The following is an 18,990-nucleotide window of genomic DNA, read 5'->3' as shown; positions in this document are numbered from 1 at the left end:
CTCATCGGTGGCCCGTCAGAAGAGGAAGTACCGCTGGGCCATGGGCAGCTCCGTCGCCGGGCGCGGCTCGACCGGCTCCCCCTCGATGGTGACCGTGAAGGTGTCCGGGTCCACCTCCACCCGGGGGCGGGCGTCGTTCTCGCGCATGTCCGCCTTGGTGAGACGGCGGGTGTCGCGGATGGGAACGAAGCGTTTGCCCAGGCCCAGCCGTTCGGGCAGCCCGTCGTCCAGCGCCCACTGGGTGACGAAGTTGAGGGAGTTGGCGGCGGGCGCCCTGCCCCGGGCGCCGAACATGGGGCGCGGGAGGATGGGCTGGGGGGTGGGGATGGAGGCGTTGGCGTCGCCCATCTGCGCGTAGGCGATCTGTCCGCCCTTGAGGACGAGCAGGGGCCGGACGCCGAAGAACGCGGGCTCCCACAGCACCAGGTCGGCGAGCTTGCCGGTCTCGACGGAGCCGATCTCGTGGTCGAGGCCCTGGGCTACGGCGGGGTTGATCGTGTACTTGGCGACGTAGCGGCGGGCCCGCCGGTTGTCGGCGCGGCCGTCGCCGGGCAGGGCGCCGCGCCGCTCCTTCATCACGTGCGCGGTCTGCCAGGTGCGCAGGACCACCTCGCCGATGCGCCCCATGGCCTGGGAGTCGGAGGAGATGATCGAGATGGCGCCGAGGTCGTGGAGGACGTCCTCGGCGGCGATCGTGCCGGGCCGGATCCGGGACTCGGCGAAGGCGAGGTCCTCGGGGACGGCGGGGTTGAGGTGGTGGCAGACCATCAGCATGTCGAGGTGCTCCTCGACGGTGTTGACGGTGTGCGGCCGGGTGGGGTTGGTGGAGCTGGGCAGGACGTTGGCCTCGGAGACCACCGTGATGATGTCGGGCGCGTGCCCGCCGCCCGCGCCCTCGGTGTGGTACGCGTGGATGGAGCGTCCGGCGATGGCGGCGAGGGTGTCGCCGACGAAGCCCGCCTCGTTGAGCGTGTCGGTGTGGATGGCGAGCTGGGCGCCGCTCTCCTCGCACACGCTCAGACAGGCGTCGATGGCTGCGGGGGTGGCGCCCCAGTCCTCATGGATCTTGAATCCGACGGCTCCGGCGCGCAGTTGGGCGCGCATCGCGTCGTAGGAGACGGTGTTGCCCTTGCCGAGGAGGCCTATGTTGACCGGGTACCCCTCCATCGCCTCGAACATCCGGGCGAGGTGCCAGGAGCCGGGGGTGATGGTGGTGGCCTTGCTGCCCTCGGCGGGGCCGGTGCCGCCGCCCACGAGCGTGGTGACGCCGGAGGCCAGCGTCTCGTCGGCGAGCTGGGGGCAGATGAAGTGGACGTGGGCGTCGACGGCGCCGGCGGTGAGGATCCTGCCGTTGCCGGAGATGATCTCCGTCTCGGGGCCGATGACGAGGTCGGGGTGGACGCCGTCCATGGTGTCGGGGTTGCCGGCCTTGCCGATGCCGGTGATCCGGCCGTCGCGGATGCCCACGTCGGCCTTGACGATCCCCCAGTGGTCGAGGACGACGGCGCCGGTGATCACGGTGTCGGGGGCGCCCTCGGCGCGGGTGACGCGCGACTGGCCCATCGACTCGCGGATGACCTTGCCGCCGCCGAAGACCGCCTCGTCCCCGGCGTGGCCGGGGCCGCCGCAGCGGTCCTCCTCGATCTCTACCAGCAGGCTGGTGTCGGCGAGCCGGATCCGGTCGCCGGCCGTCGGCCCGTAGAGCGCGGCGTACTCGGCGCGGGTCAGCTCAGGCATCGAGCGGTCCCCCGCACTCGCCGCGCAGCCCCTCGACGACGCGCTTGCCGCCGATGGGCACGAGGTCGATCTCGACCGGGATGCCCGGCTCGAAGCGCACGGCGGTGCCGGCGGCGATGTCGAGGCGCAGGCCGTGGGCGGCCGCGCGGTCGAAGGCGAGGCCCGGGTTGGCCTCGGCGAAGTGGTAGTGGGAGCCGACCTGGACGGGCCGGTCGGCCGCGTTGAGGACGGTCAGCCGGACGCGGCGCGGCCCTTCGTTGAGCCGTACGGGCGCGTCGGCGTGCAGGATCTCTCCGGGAATCACGGTGCCCCCGTCACGCGATGGGTTCGTGGACGGTGACGAGCTTCGTCCCGTCCGGGAAGGTGGCCTCGACCTGGACGTCGTGGATCATCTCGGGGATGCCGTCCATGACCTCGTCACGGGTGAGGACCTTGCGCCCCGAGGACATCAGCTCGGCGACGGTGCGGCCGTCGCGGGCGCCTTCGAGGATGTGGGCGGTGATCAGGGCCACCGCTTCGGGGTGGTTGAGGCGCAGCCCGCGGGCCCTGCGCCGCTCCGCGACGTCGGCGGCCACATGGATGAGCAGTCGTTCCTGCTCGTGCGGGGAAAGTTGCATGTATCCCACCTCAACACAGTGTTGACCTGGGGTTCTTCTCCCCGCGGCCGCTGACCGCAGATTAGGGCGCAAGCTTTTCCAACGCGTTAACCGGGATGACCGATTTTTGGTGCGTCCATGACCAGCCCCCGCGCCTCCGGCGCTGTGGGGGCGTCAGCGCCGCGCGGTGCCGCCGGGATCGCGGTGCTCGGCCGCGATGCCGAAGCGGCCGCGTTCGCCCGGAGCGGACGACGACACCGGGCGGACCGCGGCGACCGTACTGATCACCGGCTCCTCCGGCGCGGCCGCCCCGGCCGGCTCCTCCTCGAGCCGTCGCAGGTCGTCGGCGGAGACCAGGGCCACCAGCGGCTTCCCGTGACGGGTGACGACGACCCGCTCGCCGCCGTAGACGACACGGTTGATGAGGTCCGCCAGCTCGGCTCGGGCTTGCGTCACAGGAATCTCGTAGGCCATGCCCCCATTCTAAGCTGCTGTACGTCCTGTACATTTTTTACAGAAGGCCGATCGCGACGGCCGATCGAACCGATCGAAAGGCGCAGCTCATGGACCGACCCCTCGCCCGGCACGTCCTGCCGGAGTTCACCGAACGCACCAGCAGTGGGACGCATACCTTCGACCCCTACTCCAAGCTGTTCTCCGAGCGCGTGATCTTCCTCGGGACGGCCCTCGACGACGCGGCGGCGAGCGATGTGATCGCCCAGCTGATGCACCTCGAACACGCGTCGCCCGGGCAGGACATCGCGCTCTACATCAACTCCCCCGGCGGCTCCTTCTCCGCGATGTGCGCCATCTACGACTCCATGCGCTATGTCGGCTGCGACGTCCAGACCTACTGCCTGGGCCAGGCCGCCTCGGCCGCCGCCGTGCTGCTGGCCGCCGGCACCCCCGGCAAGCGGATGGTGCTGCCGCACTCCAGGGTCCTCGTCCATGAGCCGGCCCTGCCCGAGCCCGTCCGGGGACAGCCCTCGGACCTGGAGATCCAGGCCGCCGAGATGCTGCGCGCCCGCGAGACCCTGGTGGAGATGCTGGCGCTGCACACCGGGCGGAGCCCGGAGCGCGTCCGGCGGGACATCGAGCGCGACACCGTCCTCGACGCGGCGGGGGCCGTGGCCCACGGCCTGGCCGACGCCGTGGTCACCGACCGCCGGGCGCAGGGCGCGCCGGCCCGGGAGAGGTGAGCCACGTGCCGCACGGCCCGTCCCACCGGTTCCCTCCGGAACTGCCGCCGCTGCCCGCGCTGACCCGGGCCGAGGGCGAACTGGTCGACCGTTACCTGGAAGTACTGGATCAGCTCGGACGGATCAACCCTGCCCGCACGCAGGACACGTACGGCGGGCTACGAGCCGCGCAGAGGCTCGTGGTCGCGGCCGCGGGACTGCGTGACGCGCTGGCGACGATGCACGAACGGGGCGAACGACAGGTGTACGCGGGAACGCTGGCGCGGGCGATGCGGGTCCTGGACGGCGAACGCCGGGCGCTACGGGTGACCTTGCCGCCTGCGGTTACGAACTGAGGAGCGGAAACATTCTTCCCTCGATCTCCTTCAGACAGCGGATGCGATCGTAGACAAGCCGTGGTGATCATGTCGGGCCGTACGCGCGGTTTGCGCTCGGGGTGATCGCCCGCGCCGCAGGTGACCGGCTCACCAGGGGGAATCCGTCGGAGTCAAACCGGCCTGCGTCCACCGGAATTGCCCAACGGTGACGAGGCTCACATATGCCGGGATCCCCTCGGCGTGCCCGGCGCGGCTGCGCCAAGATCCCTCCGACGACAAGACCCCGCCACCACGGCGGGGCGGTCCGGGCGGACGCCGAACCCCGCCGCCGCCCGGGCGCTGGTCGACATGAGTGCATCGGCGGGGATGGAGGACCCAGGCACGACGGGCGGGCCGGAACGATCCATGCGGTGAAATGGACCGGCTGGACCAGCCCTTGGGGTGAAGCCGCCTCGGCGGCCGGGCATCTTCGCCTGCCCGAACCCGACAGGTCATCCTTCACAGGCGGCTGACGAAGGGTTTGGCATGGGCGCGCACAAACGTCCCTCACGGCTGTCCAGGGCCGGGGTGGTACCCCTGTCCGTGAAATCCGCCCTGACTCTGGCGGCCGTCAGCGCAACGGTACTGGCACCCGGCGCCGTCAACGACGCCGAAGCCGCCACCATCTCCACCAAAGCCCTGTGGATCGCGGCCTCAAAGGCGGGCTCCCCCTATCTGTGGGGTGCTACGGGCCCGTACAGCTTCGACTGCTCGGGGCTGACGCAGTACTCGTTCAAACGGGCCGGCAAGCAGCTGCCCCGTACCGCCCAGGAGCAGTACAACCGCACCGAACACGTCCCCACCCCCTCCCGGGAACAGGGCGACCTGGTGTTCTTCCACGGCCGGGGCGGCGTCTACCACGTGGGGATATACGCCGGGAACAATCTGATCTGGCACGCCCCGAAGACCGGTTCGGTCGTCCGCCTCGAGCGCATCTGGACCAGAAGCGTCTCGTACGGCCGAGTGAACGACTGAACCACCGGCGCGGGTGACGACCGGCGCGGCTACCGCTTCCCGCCCCCGTCGTCCCGCAGAATCCAACGCGCGTACCCGTCGCGCCGGACTCCCCGCGCGCCGAGCGCGTCTTCCGTGGCAGCGGACCCGACTGCCGTGCGGTGCCCCATCGGCACCGGCTACACCTAAGAACCCACCGGTTCCTGTGCGCGGCTCCACAAGAGCGCCGGGCCGGGCGGACATTCCCGCCCGGCCCCTCCGCGCTGCCGGTCAGCGGACGGACACCGTCCAGGGCAGTGTGATCCACACCGTCTTGCCGCCGTCGGCGGTCGGGGTGACGACGACCCTGCCGCCGTACTCCGCGGTGAGCGCGCGGACGATCGCCATGCCGCGGCCGCTGTCCTGCTGGACGGCGGCGGGCAGCCGCCTGGGATGGCGCGGATGGCTGTCGGTGACCCCGACCCGCAGGCGCTCCTCCCGGTCCAGCCGGAGCTCCACGGTGAACGTGGGCGACTGGCCCCGGGTGTGCTGCACGGCGTTGGTGGCCAGCTCGGAGAGGATCAGCCGGATCGTGTCGGCCAGATCCGTCCCGTTCGGCAGGCCCCAGGTGACGAGCACGTCCATGACATGGCGGCGGGCGGCGGAGACCGAGGCGGGAGCACTCGGCAGGGTGACGGTTGCTTCCTGGTGATCTGCCATGGCGCTGTCCCTTTCCCACCGAGGCTCGGCCCGGCTCTTCAGCGCCAGCGTCCCACTGATAACGGCCGCGATGGGTGTGATCCACCGGATTGTGGATATATCTGTCGCTCAAAGCGGTGAACTCTACGACGAGCGACCGGATTTGGCCGCGGCCCTGGTTTATTGACTCTGACGCGGGGCGTGTGAACTACGCGTCGAGGGTTATCACGACGCTTCCATGTGAGCGGCGGGGAGGGAGAGCTGATGCGGAACGGACCCGCGGTGCGCCGCCGCAAACTCGGCGCGGAGCTGCGCCGCCAGCGCGAGCTGACCGGGATGACGAGCCGGGAGGCGGCCTGCGCGGTCGGCTGGCACCAGTCGAAGGTGAGCCGGATCGAGACGGGCAGCAGCGGGGTGAAACCCGCCGATGTGGCCCGGCTGCTGGATGTCTACCGGGTCTCGGACCCGGAGCTGCGGGCCCTGCTGGGGGCCCTGTGCGGGGCGGGGTCCAAGGACGCGGAGGGGTCGCGGCGCGGCTGGTGGTACGCCTATCGCGACCTGCTGCCTTCGGCGTATCTCGACTTCATCAACCTGGAGTCGGAGGCCTCCCACGCCCGCACCCTGGAGACCACGGTGGTGCCCGGGCTGTTGCAGACGCCCGACTACGCCCGGGCGGTGACCCGCGCGGCGCTCGGTGATCCACCGGCCCGGCAGGTCGAGGAGCTCGTCCGGGTGCGGCTGGCCCGGCAGGCGGTGCTCGGGGGACGCCGGCCGCTGGAACTGTGCGCGGTACTGGACGAGGCGGTGCTGCGGCACGAGGTGGGCAGCCCCGAGGTGATGACAGGACAGCTACGGCATTTGCTGGAAAGGGGCTCCCTGCCGCATGTGCGGCTGCACGTACTGCCGTTCACCAGCGGCAACCATATCGGCATCACGGGCCCTTTCGTTATCTTCTCATTTCCGCGCATCGCCGATCTGGACGTGGTTGTTCTCGACCACTTGACGAGTAGCCTCTATCTGGAGCGGAAAGAGGACCTCCGGGCGTACGCCTCCGCATTCACGACGCTCCGGGCGCACGCCCTGTCGCACGAGAAATCGTTGGAATACATCGCCGGGATCAGTGACGGCGCGTAGGGAGGCGACATGTCCGCAATGCCTCGGTACGTACCCTCTGCATCGGCCCAGCCCGCTCGGTGCCACGCGGTATGGCACCGCAGCAGCTACAGCACGGGAATGAACAACTGCGTCGAGACGGCGCTCCTGGGTACGGAACTGCTCGCCGTGCGTGACTCACGGCGCGGCACCGGCCCTGTCCTGCTCTTCCCCCGCACCACCTGGTCGGTCTTCGTCACGGACCTGGACGGCGGCCGCCCGGGCCGTTCCCCGGACGAGGACGCCCACGGGGCCTGAGACGGCGGAAACCGGAACCGTCAGGCGGCGGCCGGCGCGGTCCGTACGATCGTGTCGGCCGCCGCCGCGACCTCCCGGTCCGTCAGGTCCGCCCGGGCGGTCAGCCGCAATCGCGAGACGCCGTCGGGTACGGACGGCGGCCGGAAGCAGCCGACGGCGAGCCCGGCCGTCCGGCAGTCCGCCGCCCAGCGCACGGCGGCCTCGGGCGAGGGGGCCCGTACGGAGACCACCGCCGCGTCGGGGCGCACGGCCACGAGCCCCGCCCCGGTCACCCTGCGGTGGAGTTCGGCGGCCACGGCCCGCACCCGCCGGGCGCGCTCCGGTTCGCGGCGCAGCAGCGCGAGGCTCGCCAGGGCGGCGCCGACCGCCGCCGGGGCGAGGCCGGTGTCGAAGATAAAGGTCCGGGCGGTGCTGACGAGGTGCTCGATCACCCGGGCCGGACCGAGGACCGCGCCGCCCTGGGAGCCCAGCGACTTGGAGAGGGTGACGGTGGCGACGACGTCCGCGTCGCCCGCGAGCCCGGCCGCGTGGAGGGCGCCCCGGCCGCCGTCGCCGAGGACGCCGAGGCCATGGGCGTCGTCCACGAGCAGCGCCGCGCCGCTCTCCCGGCAGACCCCGGCGAGCGCGGCGAGCGGGGCGGCGTCGCCGTCGACGGAGAAGACGGAGTCGGTGACGGCGATGGCCCGGCCGTCGTGTGCGGCGAGGGCCTTGGCGAAGGCCTCCGGATCGGCGTGCGGGACGACGGTCTTCTCCGCGCGGGCGAGCCGGCAGCCGTCGATGAGGGAGGCGTGGTTGCTCTCGTCGCAGACCAGGAGGGTGCCGCTGCCTGCGGGGCCGGAGAGGGCGGTGACGGCGGCGAGGTTCGCGGTGTAGCCGGAGGAGAAGACGAGCGCGGCCTCGAAGCCGCAGAACGCGGCGAGTTCCTCCTCCAGCCGGGCGTGCAGCGCGGTGGTGCCGGTGACCAGCCGGGAACCGGTGGCGCCCGCGCCCCAGCGCCGGGCCGCCGCCGCGGCGGCCTCGGTGACCTCGGGATGGCGGGTCAGGCCCAGATAGTCGTTTCCGGCCAGGTCGACGAGATCGCTGTCGGCCGCGCGGGGCCGCAGGGTGCGGACGAGGCCGGCGGTGCGCAGCCGCGCCTGCCGCGCGTCGATCCAGTCGAACGGGTCGCGGTGCATGGCCGTCCCTCGCGTTTGGTGGGTTTGCATAAAACCTAGCCGTCCCGGGGCCGGGGCAGGATGTGGCGATACACACACCTCAAACCCCGCCTGTTGTGCGATCTCTCCTTGGCCGGGGGCGGTGGAGTACGCGAGGATCTGCGCCATGGACCTGCTGAACACGCTGGTGGACAAGGGGTTGCGGCGGGAGCTGCCGACCCGCGAAGAGGCGCTCGCCGTACTGGCGACCTCCGACGACGAGCTGCTCGACGTGGTGGCGGCGGCCGGAAAGGTACGCCGTAAGTGGTTCGGGCGACGGGTGAAGCTCAACTACCTCGTCAACCTCAAGTCGGGCCTCTGCCCGGAGGACTGCTCGTACTGCTCGCAGCGGCTCGGCTCCAAGGCCGAGATCCTCAAGTACACCTGGCTGAAGCCGGACGAGGCCTCGAAGGCCGCCGCCGCGGGTGTCGCCGGGGGTGCGAAGCGGGTCTGTCTGGTGGCCAGCGGGCGCGGCCCGACGGACCGTGACGTCGACCGGGTGTCGAAGACCATCGAGGCGATCAAGGAGCAGAACGAGGGCGTCGAGGTGTGCGCCTGCCTCGGTCTGCTCTCCGACGGCCAGGCCGAGCGGCTGCGCGCGGCGGGTGCCGACGCCTACAACCACAACCTCAACACCTCCGAGGCCACCTACGGCGCCATCACCACCACCCACACCTACGCCGACCGCGTCGAGACGGTGCGGCAGGCCCACGCGGCGGGCATGTCCGCCTGCTCCGGCCTGATCGCGGGCATGGGCGAGAGCGACGCCGACCTGGTGGACGTGGTCTTCTCGCTGCGGGAGCTGGACCCGGACTCGGTGCCGGTCAACTTCCTCATCCCCTTCGAGGGGACGCCGCTGGCCAAGGAGTGGCACCTCACCCCGCAGCGCTGCCTGCGGATCCTGGCGATGGCGCGGTTCGTCTGCCCGGACGTCGAGGTCCGGCTGGCGGGCGGCCGCGAGGTGCATCTGCGCACGATGCAGCCGCTGGCGCTGGAGATCGCCAACTCGATCTTCCTGGGCGACTATCTGACCAGTGAGGGCCAGGAGGGCAAGGCCGACCTGGCGATGATCGCGGACGCGGGCTTCGAGGTGGAGGGCGCGGACACGACGACGCTGCCCACGCACCGGGCCGACGTCGCCTCCGCCGCCTCCGCCGCCTCCGCCGCCTCCGCCGCCTCCGCCGGTGGTTGCGGCGGGCACTCGGGCGGCGGCTGCGGGCCGTGCGGCGACGGTGGCGGTCACGGTGGCGCGGAGGCCGCGGCTCCGGCTTCGGGTGGCTGTGGTTCCGCGAGTGTCTGCGGTACGGCTGTGGCCGAGGTGCCGGCCGAGACCGCCGCCGTCGCGGAGACCGCCTCCGCCGCGGGCCAGGCCGCGCCCGGTGAGGTCCGTCCGGACCTCGTGGCCGTGCGCCGCCGGGGCGCGGGGACGGACCTGCCGCCCAATGCCTGAGCCGCTCGACCCCGGCCGGCTGCTCGACCTCGACCGGCGGCACGTCTGGCACCCCTACGGCCCGATGCCGGGCCGCCAGGAGCCGCTGGTCGTCGAGTCCGCCTCCGGGGTGCGGCTGCGGCTGGCCGAACCGGCCCATGGTTCCGTTGAGTTGATCGACGGGATGTCCTCGTGGTGGTCGGCCGTCCACGGCTACAACCACCCCGTTCTCAACGCGGCCGCACAGGCACAGTTGGGACGGATGAGCCATGTGATGTTCGGCGGGCTCACCCATGAGCCCGCCGTCCGGCTGGCCGCCACTCTCGTGGACATCACGCCCGAGGGGCTGGAGCACGTCTTCCTCGCCGACTCCGGCTCGGTGTCGGTCGAGGTCGCGATCAAGATGTGCCTCCAGTACTGGCGTTCGCTGGGACGGCCGGAGAAGCGGCGCCTGATGACCTGGCGCGGCGGCTACCACGGCGACACCTGGCAGCCGATGGCCGTCTGCGATCCCGACGGCGGCATGCACGAGCTGTGGTCCGGGGCGCTGCCGAAGCACGTCTTCGCGGACGCCCCGCCCGGCGGCTTCACGGACGACGCCGACCCCGCCTACGTGGCACACCTGCGCGAACTGCTGGCGAGGCACGCCCATGAGCTGGCCGCCGTCATCGTGGAGCCGGTGGTACAGGGCGCGGGCGGCATGCGCTTCCACTCCCCCGCGTATCTGCGGGTGTTGCGGGAGCTGTGCGACGAGCACGACGTGCTGCTGGTGTTCGACGAGATCGCCACGGGCCTCGGCCGTACGGGCGCCCTCTTCGCCGCGGACCACGCGGGCGTCACCCCGGACGCGATGTGCGTCGGCAAGGCGCTGACCGGCGGCTATGTGACCCTCGCGGCGGCGCTGTGCACCTCCCGGGTGGCGCGGGGCATCAGCTCCGGCGAGGTCCCGGTGCTCGCGCACGGCCCGACGTTCATGGGCAACCCGCTGGCCTGCGCGATCGCCAACGCCTCGCTGGAGCTGCTGCTCTCCGGGGACTGGCGGACGGAGATCAAGCGGATCGAGGCGGGGCTGCGGAACGGCCTGGCCGGCGCCGCGGACCTGCCGGGCGTACGGGACGTACGGGTGCTCGGCGCCATCGGCGTCGTCGAGCTCGACCACGAGGTGGACATGGCGGCGGCCACCCGTGCGGTGGTCGGCTCCGGGGTGTGGCTGCGGCCGTTCCGGAACCTGATCTACACCATGCCGCCGTTCGTCACGGCCGACGATGACCTGGCGAGGATCTGCGCCGCGGCGACCGCCGCCGCGCGGGTGGCGTGACGGGAAGAGGGAGAGATTCATGTCGGTACTGGTCGTCACGGGCACGGGCACGGAGGTCGGCAAGACCGTCGTGACGGCCGCGGTCGCGGCGGCGGCCCTGGCCGCCGGCCGCTCGGTGGCCGTCCTCAAGCCCGCGCAGACCGGGGTCGCGGTGGACGAGCCGGGCGACGTCGCGGAGGTGCTGCGGCTCGCGGGGCCCGTGACCGGGGTCGAGCTCGGCCGCTTCCCCGAACCGTTGGCCCCGGCGACGGCCGCCCTCCGGGCGGGCCTGGACCCCGTGCGGCCCGCCGAGACCGTCCGGGCCGTGCGGGAACTGGAACGCACGCATGACCTGGTGCTCGTCGAGGGCGCGGGTGGGCTGCTGGTCCGGCTCGACGAGGACGGATCCACGCTCGCGGACGTGGCGGGCCCGCTGGACGCGCCCGTCCTGGTCGTCGCCCAGGCGGGACTCGGCACGCTCAACGTCACGTCGCTGACGGCGGAGGCGCTGGCCGCGCGGGGGTTGCGGCAGGCGGGTGTGGTCATCGGCAGTTGGCCCGCCACGCCTGATCTGGCGATGCGGTGCAATCTCGCGGATCTGCCGGGGGCGGCGGGGGCGCCGCTGCTGGGGGCGGTGCCGGAGGGGGCGGGCGGGTTGGCGCCCGCCGACTTCCGCCGGGCCGCGGGGGGCTGGCTGGCGCCGGAGCTTTCGGGCGGCTGGGATGCCGCGCGCTTCGTGGCGGCGCACGGGGGTTGATGCCCCGGTCCCGCCCTTTCTCCCCCAGCTACCGCCGGGAGGTGCCCCCAGTTTCCCGGGGACTCCGCCCCCGGGCCCCCGGTCCTCAAACGCCGGACGGGCTGTGAAGTACTCGGTCCGCCCCGGGGAACAATCGCGGTAGCCGCCGTATCCCCGGGAAGGGGTGTGCCATGCCGCTCCGTAGTACCAGAACCCCGCACGACGCCGTGCACCATCCGGTCTTCGCCCAGGTGTGGGCGAAGGTGAGCCCCGTGCTGGACGACCGCGCCGGGATGGCCGAGTACCGGCGGGAGCTGCTGGCCGGGCTCTCGGGCCGGGTCATCGAGATCGGTGCCGGGAACGGGCTGAACTTCGCTCACTACCCCGGCACCGTGTCGGAGGTCGTGGCGATCGAGCCGGAGTGCGGGCTGCGCCGGCTGGCGGTGGACGCCGCCGTACGGGCCGGGGTGCCCGTGGACGTGGTGCCGGGCGCCGCGGAGGCGCTGCCGGTCAAGAGCGAGGCGTTCGACGCGGCCGTGGTCTCCCTCGTGCTGTGCTCCGTCCGGGATGTGCGGCGCTCGCTGGGCGAGCTGCGGCGCGTCCTGAGACCGGGCGGTGAGCTGCGGTTCTTCGAGCACGGCATCGCCCAGGGCCGGGTGCTCGCGGATGTCCAGCGGGCGCTGGACCGGACGGTGTGGCCGTTGCTCTTCGGCGGCTGTCACACGGCCCGCGACCCGCTCGCCGCCCTGGACGGGGCGGGGTTCGAGCTCGGCGCGTACCGGCGGCTGCTGATGCCCCGCACCCGGGTACCGATGCCCTCCGCGACCTGTGTGCTGGGAGTGGCGCGCCGGCCCGCCGAACCCACGAATCGCTGACACGGATCACAGAACGGAGGAAGCCTCCGGTAAGTTGGTCGTCCACGACAAACCGAGGGGGCTCCATGTCACGTCCGTTCCGTTTCGCCGTCAACATGCTGAATGCCGGTACGTCCGCCGAGTGGCGGGAGAAGTGCCGCCGGGCGGAAACGCTCGGCTATGACGTCATCCTCGTGCCGGACCACCTCGGCATGCCCGCGCCCTTCCCCTCCCTGGTGGCGGCCGCCGAGGTCACGGAGCGGCCCAGGGTCGGCACGTTCGTGCTGAACGCGGGGTTCTGGAACCCCACACTGCTGGCCCGCGAGGTGGCCTCCACCGATCAGCTCACGGGCGGCCGTCTGGAGCTGGGGCTGGGCACCGGCTACGTACGCGCCGAGCACGAGCGGGCCGGGCTGCCGTTCGGCTCGCCGCGCGAGCGGGTCGACCACCTGGAGCGCACGATCACCGAGCTCGACCGGCTGCTCGCCGACCCGGAGCACCTCCCGGCGGCCGCCCAGTCGCCCCGGATCCCGCTGCTGCTGGGCGGCAACGGCAACCGCGTCCTGCGGCTGACCGCCCGGCACGCGGACATCGCGGCCTTCACGGGCGCGGCCCCGGACGCCACCGGGGAGCCCCACCTGATCACCCCCGACGCGCTCCTGGAGCGCGTCGCCACCTACCGGGGCTTCGCGGCCGGCCGGACCGAGCCCGCCGAGCTCAACTACCTGGTGCACATCGTGGCGCCCTGCGGCGACCGGCGCGCCAAGGTCCGCGAGCACCTGGCCAACGCGCCCGGTCTCACCGAGGACGACCTGCTGGCCCACCCCGCCCTCCTGACCGGCACGGTCAAGGACATGGCCGAGCAGCTGCGGGGCCACCGCGAGCGGTACGGGTTCACGTACTTCACCGTCCTGGAGCCCGCGCTGGAAGCCTTCGCTCCCGTGATCGAGGAACTGCGAGGCTGATCACAGCCAACCGCTTTGCTGGTCCTTTACTATTGATGGTCACCATCGTCAGTGATGGTGACCATCCTGTTTCCCAGGGATCCGACCCCGTCATGAGTGAAAGGTGTGAGCGTCCGCCCATGGGCGAGCCCCCCAGTAGTCCCCGGAGCCGACATCGCGCGGTCCTTCCTCCCCTGTCCGATCATGGGACGGAGGTGAACCGATGACCGAAGTCCTCCTCCTGGTGGTGGCGCTGCTGCTGACGCTCGCCTGCGCCGTCTTCGTCGCGGCGGAGTTCTCCCTCACCACCGTCGAGCGCGCCGAGCTGGAGCGGGCGGCCGACAGTGGAGAGCGCGGCGCCGAGGGTGCCCTCAAGGCCGTCCGGAGCCTCACCTTCCAGCTGTCCGGAGCGCAGCTGGGCATCACCGTCACCGGCCTGATCATCGGCATGATCTCCAAGCCGTCCATCGCCGCGCTGCTCACCGGCCCGGTGAAGGCGATCGGCCTGTCCGCCTCGGTGGCGTCCCAGATCGCCCTGGTCCTGGGCACGGTGATCTCCACCGTCGTACTGATGGTCGTCGGCGAGCTGGTGCCCAAGAACTGGGCGATCTCCCGGCCGCTGCCGATGGCCAAGCGGGTCGCGGGCCCGCAGCGCGCGTTCAGCGCCGCCTTCCGCCCGCTGATCCGCCACCTCAACAACACCGCCAACCACGTCGTGCGCCGACTGGGCCTGGAACCCGCCGAGGAACTCGCCACCGCGCGCGGTCCGCAGGAGCTGATCGCACTGGCCCGGCACTCCGCCAAGGAGGGCGCGCTGGAGGCGGACACCGCCGAGCTGTTCGTCCGCACCCTGAACCTCGCGGACCTGACGACGGAGAACGTGATGACCCCGCGCGTCCAGGTCATCGCGCTCGACACCCGGGCCACCGTCGAGGACGTAGCCAACGCGACGCTCGCCACCGGTCTGTCCCGCTTCCCCGTCTACCAGGGCAGCCTCGACACGGTCGTCGGCCTCGCCCACGTCAAGGACGTCCTGGCCATACCGGCCGACGAGCGCCCGCGCCGCCCGGTCACCGCGATCCTGCGCGAACCCCTGCTCGTCCCGGAGTCGCTGACCGTGGACCGGCTGCTGGACCGGCTCGCCGGCAAGCGCAGCATGGCCGTCGTCATCGACGAGTACGGCGGCACCGCCGGCGTCGTCACGCTGGAGGACATCATCGAGGAGGTCGTCGGCGAGGTGCGCGACGAGCACGACCCGCACGAGCTGCCCGACCTGGCCCCCGCGGGCCGGGACGCCGACGGCCGCAAGCTCTACGACGCCGACGGCGCGGCCCGCACCGACCAGCTGGAGCACATCGGGCTGCGCGCGCCGGAGGGCCCGTACGAGACCGTGGCCGGGCTGATCGCCACCGAGCTCGGCCGGATCCCGGACGAGGGCGACACGATCGAGGTCGTGGGCTGGCGGATCCGGGTCACCGACGCCGCCGGGCGGCGCGCGGCCCGGGTGCTGCTGACCGCCCCCCTGCCGGAGACGGACGGCGGCGCGGCCGCCAGGGGGGGTGCGGACCGATGACCGTGGTCCAGTTGCTGATCGGGCTGGCGACGCTGGTCGTCAACGCCTTCTTCGTGGGCGCGGAGTTCGCCCTGATCTCCGTGCGCCGCGGCCAGATCGAGCCCTACGCGGACGCCGGCGACCGCCGGGCCCGTAGCGTCCTGTGGGGCCTGAAGCACATCTCGGCGCTGATGGCGGCGGCCCAGCTGGGCATCACGCTGTGCACGCTGGTCCTCGGCGTGGTGGCCGAGCCCGCCATCGCGCACCTGACGACGCCGCTCTTCGAGGCGGTGGGGCTGCCGGTCGGGATGATCCACCCGCTGTCCTTCATGATCGCCCTGGCCCTGGCCACCTATCTCCATATGCTCTTCGGCGAGATGGTGCCGAAGAACATCGCGCTCGCCGAGCCGGTGCGCACCGCGCTGCTGCTCGGCCCGCCGCTGGTGACGCTGGCGCGGGCCCTGCGGCCTTTCGTCTTCGCCATCAACGGGCTGGCGAACGGGGTGCTGAAGCTGCTGCGCGTCGAACCGAAGGACGAGGTCACGGCCGTCTTCTCGGACGACCAGCTCGCCCGGATGGTCGCCGACTCCAGCGCGGCGGAGCTGCTGGACCAGCGGGCCACCGCGCGGCTGCGCAACGCCCTGGAGCTGGGCAAGCGCCCGGTCCAGGACGTGGTGATGCCGCTGGAGCGCGTGGTCAGCGCCCATTTCGGGGTGACCCCGGAGGAGCTGGAGCGGCTCTCCGCCACCTCCGGCTACTCGCGCTTCCCCGTGGTCGACGACGGGAGCCGCATCCTGGGCTATCTGCACGTCAAGGACGCCCTGGACGCCAAGCCGCGCGACATGCCCTTCCCGTTGCGGCGGATGCGCCCGATCGCCCGGGTCCGGGCGGACACCCCGCTGGACGACGTGATCACGGCCATGAGCGGCACCGGCGCCCACCTCGCCGCGGTCATCGGCGAGGACAACCGGCTGGCCGGGCTGGTCACCCTGGAGGACGTGCTGCGCGAGCTGGTCGGCTCCCGGCCCTGACTCCGGCCCCGACCGGCGGTCCCCCGGCGGCGGGGGCGATAGGATCGCCCCCGCCATGCCGATGAATGCCGCGTACACGCACCCCGAGCCGTACACCAGCTTCGTCGCCGTCGGCGACTCCTTCACCGAGGGCATGTCCGACGGCCTGCCGGACGGTTCCTACCGCGGCTGGGCGGATCTTCTCGCCGCCCGGCTCGCGGCCCGGACCACCGGCTTCCGCTACGCCAATCTGGCGGTACGCGGCAAGCTGATCGCCCAGATCGCCGACGAGCAGGCGGGCCCGGCCGCCGCCATGAGCGCGGACCTGGTGACGCTGGTGGGCGGGCTCAACGACGTCCTGCGCCCCAAGTGCGACGTGGACCTGGTCTGCGCCCGCCTCGCCGAGGCGGCGGACAGGCTGGCCCCGAGCTGCCGGCAGCTGGTGCTGATGCGCAGTCCGGGGCGCCGGGGCCCGGTGGCGGAACGGTTCCGGCCGCGCATGGAGCACCTCTTCGGCTTCGTCGACGAGCTGGCCGGGCGGCACGGCGCGGTGGTCGTGGACCTCTTCGGCGCCGACGTCCTGGGCGATTCCCGGCTGTGGGCCGAGGACCGGCTGCACCTCGACGGCGAGGGGCACCGGCGGGTGGCCGAGGCGGTCTGGCAGGCGCTGGGCCACCCGGCGGAGTTCGACTGGCGGGCGCCCCTGCCCTCGGCCGTGCGCCCCGGCTGGGCCGCCCGCCGCACGGCCGACGCGCGCTTCGCCCGGGAGCACCTGGCCCCGTGGATCGGCCGCCGGCTGACCGGCCGCTCCTCGGGCGACGGCCGGCCGCCCAAGCGCGCCGAGCTGCTGCCGTACGACGCCCCGGCCTCCTGAGCCCGGCGCTTATCCTGGCGCTTCCGTGATCCCGGCGCTCTCGTGGCAAGCCGCGCCCCTCTTGTAGCAAGCGACAAACCGGGGCGGGGCGTCCGTCTGCGCGAACCGCCAGTAGACTTCGGTCACGTGACTGCAAAGCCCCGCATCCCCAACGTCCTCGCCGGCCGCTACGCCTCCCCCGAGCTGGCCGTGCTGTGGTCCCCCGAACACAAGGTGAAGCTGGAGCGCCGGCTGTGGCTGGCCGTGCTCCGCGCGCAGAAGGACCTGGGGATCGAGGTGCCCGACACCGCCCTCGCCGACTACGAGCGCGTCCTCGACCAGGTCGACCTGGTCTCGATCGCCGAGCGCGAGAAGGTCACGCGGCACGACGTGAAGGCCCGCATCGAGGAGTTCAACGCCCTCGCCGGCCATGAGCACGTCCACAAGGGCATGACCTCCCGCGACCTCACGGAGAACGTCGAGCAGCTCCAGATCCGGCTCTCCCTGGAGCTGGTCCGCGACCGCGTCGTGGCCGTCCTGACCCGGATCGGCAAGCTGGCCGCCGACCACGCCGAGCTGGTCGTCGCGGGCCGCTCGCACAACGTCGCCGCGCAGGCCACCACGCTGGGCAAGCGCTTCGCGACCACCGCCGACGAGCTGCTGGTGGCCTTCGCCCGCACCGAGGAGCTCCTCGCCCGCTACCCGCTGCGCGGCGTCAAGGGCCCGGTCGGCACCGCCCAGGACATGCTCGACCTGCTCGGCGGCGACACCACGAAGCTCGCGGAGCTGGAGCGCCGGACCGCCGAGCACCTCGGCTTCGCCCACGCCTTCACCTCCGTCGGCCAGGTCTACCCGCGCTCCCTCGACTACGACGTCGTCACCGCGCTGGTCCAGCTGGCCGCCGCGCCGTCCTCGCTCGCCAAGACGATCCGGCTGATGGCCGGCCACGAGCTGGTCACCGAGGGCTTCAAGCCCGGCCAGGTCGGCTCGTCCGCGATGCCGCACAAGATGAACACCCGCTCCTGCGAGCGCGTCAACGGCCTGATGGTGATCCTGCGCGGCTACGCCTCGATGACCGGCGAGCTGGCGGGCGACCAGTGGAACGAGGGCGACGTCTCCTGCTCGGTGGTCCGCCGCGTGGCCCTGCCGGACGCGTTCTTCGCGCTCGACGGCCTGCTGGAGACCTTCCTGACCGTCCTCGACGAGTTCGGCGCCTTCCCGGCCGTCGTCGCCCGTGAGCTGGACCGCTACCTCCCCTTCCTCGCCACCACCAAGGTGCTGATGGGCGCGGTGCGGGCCGGGGTCGGCCGCGAGGTCGCACACGAGGTCATCAAGGAGCACGCGGTGTCCTCCGCGCTGGCGATGCGCGAGCGGGGCGCCGAGCGCAACGAGCTGCTGGACAAGCTCGCCACCGACGGGCGCATCCCGCTGGACCGCGCCGCGCTCGACGCGCTGATGGCCGACAAGCTGTCCTTCACCGGCGCTGCGGGCGACCAGGTCGCCACGGTGGTCTCCCGTATCGAGGAGATCGCCAAGCGGTACCCGGAGGCGGCCGCGTACAAGCCGGGGTCCATCCTTTAAGGATGACTCCTGAAGAGCTGGAGGCCGCCCGCGACCGTCTCGTCCCCGACGTGGTCGCGGACGGCCTCGACGTCCTGTTCTGCGGCATCAACCCCGGGCTGCTGACCGCCGCCACGGGCCATCACTTCGCCCGCCCCGGCAACCGCTTCTGGCCCGTCCTCCACGCCTCCGGCTTCACGCCCCGCCGGCTGGCGCCGGCGGAGCAGGGCGAGCTGCTCGCGTACGGGCTCGGGATCACCAATGTGGTGGCCCGGGCCTCCGCGCGGGCCGACGAGCTGACGGACGAGGAGTACCGGGAGGGCGGGCGCGTTCTCGTGGAGAAGGTCCTCCTGCTGCGGCCGAAGTGGCTGGCGATAGCCGGCGTGACCGCCTATCGCGTCGCCTTCGGCGACAAGAAGGCGAAGATCGGGCCGCAGGAGCGGACGATCGGGGAGACGCGGATCTGGGCCTTGCCCAATCCAAGCGGGTTGAACGCGCACTGGACGCTGCCGCGGATGGCCGAGGAGTACGGGCGGCTGCGGGCCGCCGTGGGCGACGGGTAAGCCCTGGCGCTCGCCCCCTCGACTCCCACCGGCTACGATCCGTCGGCAAAAGGAGCGCAAAGCGAGGAG

Annotated in this window: 21 protein-coding genes and 1 riboswitch; of the genes, 15 read left to right on the top strand and 6 right to left on the bottom strand. The window is 72.4% G+C overall.

What is annotated here, in order from left to right:
* Positions 1–15 precede the first annotated feature (15 nt).
* The 4 genes from AB0E98_RS20265 to AB0E98_RS20250 form a co-directional block, all read right to left on the bottom strand.
* Entirely contained in the window at positions 16–1,737 is a 1,722-nt protein-coding gene (locus tag AB0E98_RS20265) for an urease subunit alpha (RefSeq protein ID WP_361704353.1), read from the bottom strand.
* The gene (locus AB0E98_RS20260; protein WP_311612359.1) at positions 1,730–2,041 is read right to left on the bottom strand and encodes an urease subunit beta; all 312 of its coding nucleotides are present in this window, start codon (positions 2,039–2,041) and stop codon (positions 1,730–1,732) included. The genes AB0E98_RS20265 and AB0E98_RS20260 overlap by 8 nt, the downstream gene beginning before the upstream one ends.
* Before the next feature lie 10 nt (positions 2,042–2,051).
* Positions 2,052–2,354, bottom strand: coding sequence for an urease subunit gamma (locus AB0E98_RS20255; protein WP_229356557.1), 303 nt, complete (start codon positions 2,352–2,354; stop codon positions 2,052–2,054).
* Positions 2,355–2,507: 153 nt separating this feature from the next.
* Positions 2,508–2,807, bottom strand: coding sequence for a type II toxin-antitoxin system Phd/YefM family antitoxin (locus AB0E98_RS20250; protein WP_361704350.1), 300 nt, complete (start codon positions 2,805–2,807; stop codon positions 2,508–2,510).
* 89 nt (positions 2,808–2,896) lie between these two features.
* Between AB0E98_RS20250 and AB0E98_RS20245 the strand changes: the two genes are divergently transcribed.
* The 3 genes from AB0E98_RS20245 to AB0E98_RS20235 all read left to right on the top strand — a co-directional run bounded on the left by AB0E98_RS20245 (position 2,897) and on the right by AB0E98_RS20235 (position 4,863).
* Positions 2,897–3,532, top strand: coding sequence for an ATP-dependent Clp protease proteolytic subunit (locus tag AB0E98_RS20245; RefSeq protein WP_361704347.1), 636 nt, complete (start codon positions 2,897–2,899; stop codon positions 3,530–3,532).
* Positions 3,533–3,537: 5 nt separating this feature from the next.
* Positions 3,538–3,867 carry a hypothetical protein gene (locus AB0E98_RS20240; RefSeq protein WP_361704345.1) on the top strand — a complete coding sequence of 110 codons (330 nt, stop codon included), beginning with the start codon at positions 3,538–3,540 and terminating at the stop codon, positions 3,865–3,867.
* A 285-nt stretch (positions 3,868–4,152) separates the two neighbouring features.
* Positions 4,153–4,371: riboswitch (cyclic di-AMP (ydaO/yuaA leader) on the top strand.
* A 3-nt stretch (positions 4,372–4,374) separates the two neighbouring features.
* Complete coding sequence (locus tag AB0E98_RS20235) at positions 4,375–4,863, top strand: C40 family peptidase (protein ID WP_361704344.1); 489 nt, start codon at positions 4,375–4,377, stop codon at positions 4,861–4,863.
* A 249-nt stretch (positions 4,864–5,112) separates the two neighbouring features.
* Here AB0E98_RS20235 and AB0E98_RS20230 read toward each other — a convergent pair whose 3' ends face one another.
* Complete coding sequence (locus AB0E98_RS20230; protein WP_361704342.1) at positions 5,113–5,541, bottom strand: ATP-binding protein; 429 nt, start codon at positions 5,539–5,541, stop codon at positions 5,113–5,115.
* Positions 5,542–5,784: 243 nt separating this feature from the next.
* Between AB0E98_RS20230 and AB0E98_RS20225 the strand changes: the two genes are divergently transcribed.
* Together AB0E98_RS20225 and AB0E98_RS20220 are read left to right on the top strand one after the other, a co-directional pair.
* On the top strand, positions 5,785–6,654 hold the full coding sequence (locus AB0E98_RS20225) for a helix-turn-helix transcriptional regulator (RefSeq protein ID WP_361704339.1): 870 nt from the start codon (positions 5,785–5,787) through the stop codon (positions 6,652–6,654).
* Between the two features lie 9 nt (positions 6,655–6,663).
* Positions 6,664–6,930, top strand: a complete 267-nt coding sequence (locus AB0E98_RS20220; protein ID WP_361704336.1) for a DUF397 domain-containing protein — start codon at positions 6,664–6,666, stop codon at positions 6,928–6,930.
* Between the two features lie 20 nt (positions 6,931–6,950).
* Here the strand turns inward: AB0E98_RS20220 and AB0E98_RS20215 are convergent, their stop codons facing one another.
* Complete coding sequence (locus AB0E98_RS20215; protein WP_361704334.1) at positions 6,951–8,105, bottom strand: 8-amino-7-oxononanoate synthase; 1,155 nt, start codon at positions 8,103–8,105, stop codon at positions 6,951–6,953.
* Positions 8,106–8,250: 145 nt separating this feature from the next.
* On the opposite strand from AB0E98_RS20215, the gene bioB reads away from it, so the two are divergent.
* The 10 genes from bioB (at position 8,251) to mug (ending at position 18,921) form a co-directional block, all read left to right on the top strand.
* Positions 8,251–9,573 (top strand): biotin synthase BioB, encoded by a 1,323-nt coding sequence (gene bioB / locus AB0E98_RS20210; protein ID WP_361704331.1) that lies wholly within the window; start codon positions 8,251–8,253, stop codon positions 9,571–9,573.
* Complete coding sequence (locus AB0E98_RS20205; RefSeq protein ID WP_361704328.1) at positions 9,566–10,870, top strand: adenosylmethionine--8-amino-7-oxononanoate transaminase; 1,305 nt, start codon at positions 9,566–9,568, stop codon at positions 10,868–10,870. The genes bioB and AB0E98_RS20205 overlap by 8 nt, the downstream gene beginning before the upstream one ends.
* Before the next feature lie 19 nt (positions 10,871–10,889).
* A complete protein-coding gene (gene bioD / locus AB0E98_RS20200; RefSeq protein ID WP_361704326.1) occupies positions 10,890–11,606 on the top strand; it encodes a dethiobiotin synthase in 717 nt (238 codons plus the stop codon).
* A gap of 170 nt (positions 11,607–11,776) precedes the next feature.
* The gene (locus AB0E98_RS20195) at positions 11,777–12,460 is read left to right on the top strand and encodes a class I SAM-dependent methyltransferase (RefSeq protein WP_361704324.1); all 684 of its coding nucleotides are present in this window, start codon (positions 11,777–11,779) and stop codon (positions 12,458–12,460) included.
* Between the two features lie 65 nt (positions 12,461–12,525).
* Positions 12,526–13,404 (top strand): LLM class F420-dependent oxidoreductase, encoded by an 879-nt coding sequence (locus AB0E98_RS20190; protein WP_361704322.1) that lies wholly within the window; start codon positions 12,526–12,528, stop codon positions 13,402–13,404.
* Positions 13,405–13,606: 202 nt separating this feature from the next.
* Positions 13,607–14,956, top strand: coding sequence for a hemolysin family protein (locus AB0E98_RS20185; RefSeq protein WP_361704319.1), 1,350 nt, complete (start codon positions 13,607–13,609; stop codon positions 14,954–14,956).
* Positions 14,953–15,966, top strand: coding sequence for a hemolysin family protein (locus tag AB0E98_RS20180; RefSeq protein WP_361704318.1), 1,014 nt, complete (start codon positions 14,953–14,955; stop codon positions 15,964–15,966). The genes AB0E98_RS20185 and AB0E98_RS20180 overlap by 4 nt, the downstream gene beginning before the upstream one ends.
* A gap of 55 nt (positions 15,967–16,021) precedes the next feature.
* Positions 16,022–16,819: an SGNH/GDSL hydrolase family protein gene (locus AB0E98_RS20175; RefSeq protein WP_361704315.1), complete on the top strand. Its 798-nt coding sequence runs from the start codon at positions 16,022–16,024 to the stop codon at positions 16,817–16,819.
* Between the two features lie 126 nt (positions 16,820–16,945).
* Positions 16,946–18,379, top strand: coding sequence for an adenylosuccinate lyase (gene purB, locus AB0E98_RS20170; RefSeq protein ID WP_361704312.1), 1,434 nt, complete (start codon positions 16,946–16,948; stop codon positions 18,377–18,379).
* A gap of 2 nt (positions 18,380–18,381) precedes the next feature.
* Positions 18,382–18,921, top strand: a complete 540-nt coding sequence (gene mug / locus AB0E98_RS20165) for a G/U mismatch-specific DNA glycosylase (RefSeq protein ID WP_361704310.1) — start codon at positions 18,382–18,384, stop codon at positions 18,919–18,921.
* The last annotated feature ends 69 nt before the right edge of the window (positions 18,922–18,990 follow it).

The organism is Streptomyces sp. NPDC037389 (assembly GCF_040636475.1).
Taxonomy (GTDB): domain Bacteria; phylum Actinomycetota; class Actinomycetes; order Streptomycetales; family Streptomycetaceae; genus Streptomyces; species Streptomyces hesseae.
Note: the sequence above shows the minus strand (reverse complement) of the source record. Positions and strands in the feature narration are given on the sequence as shown.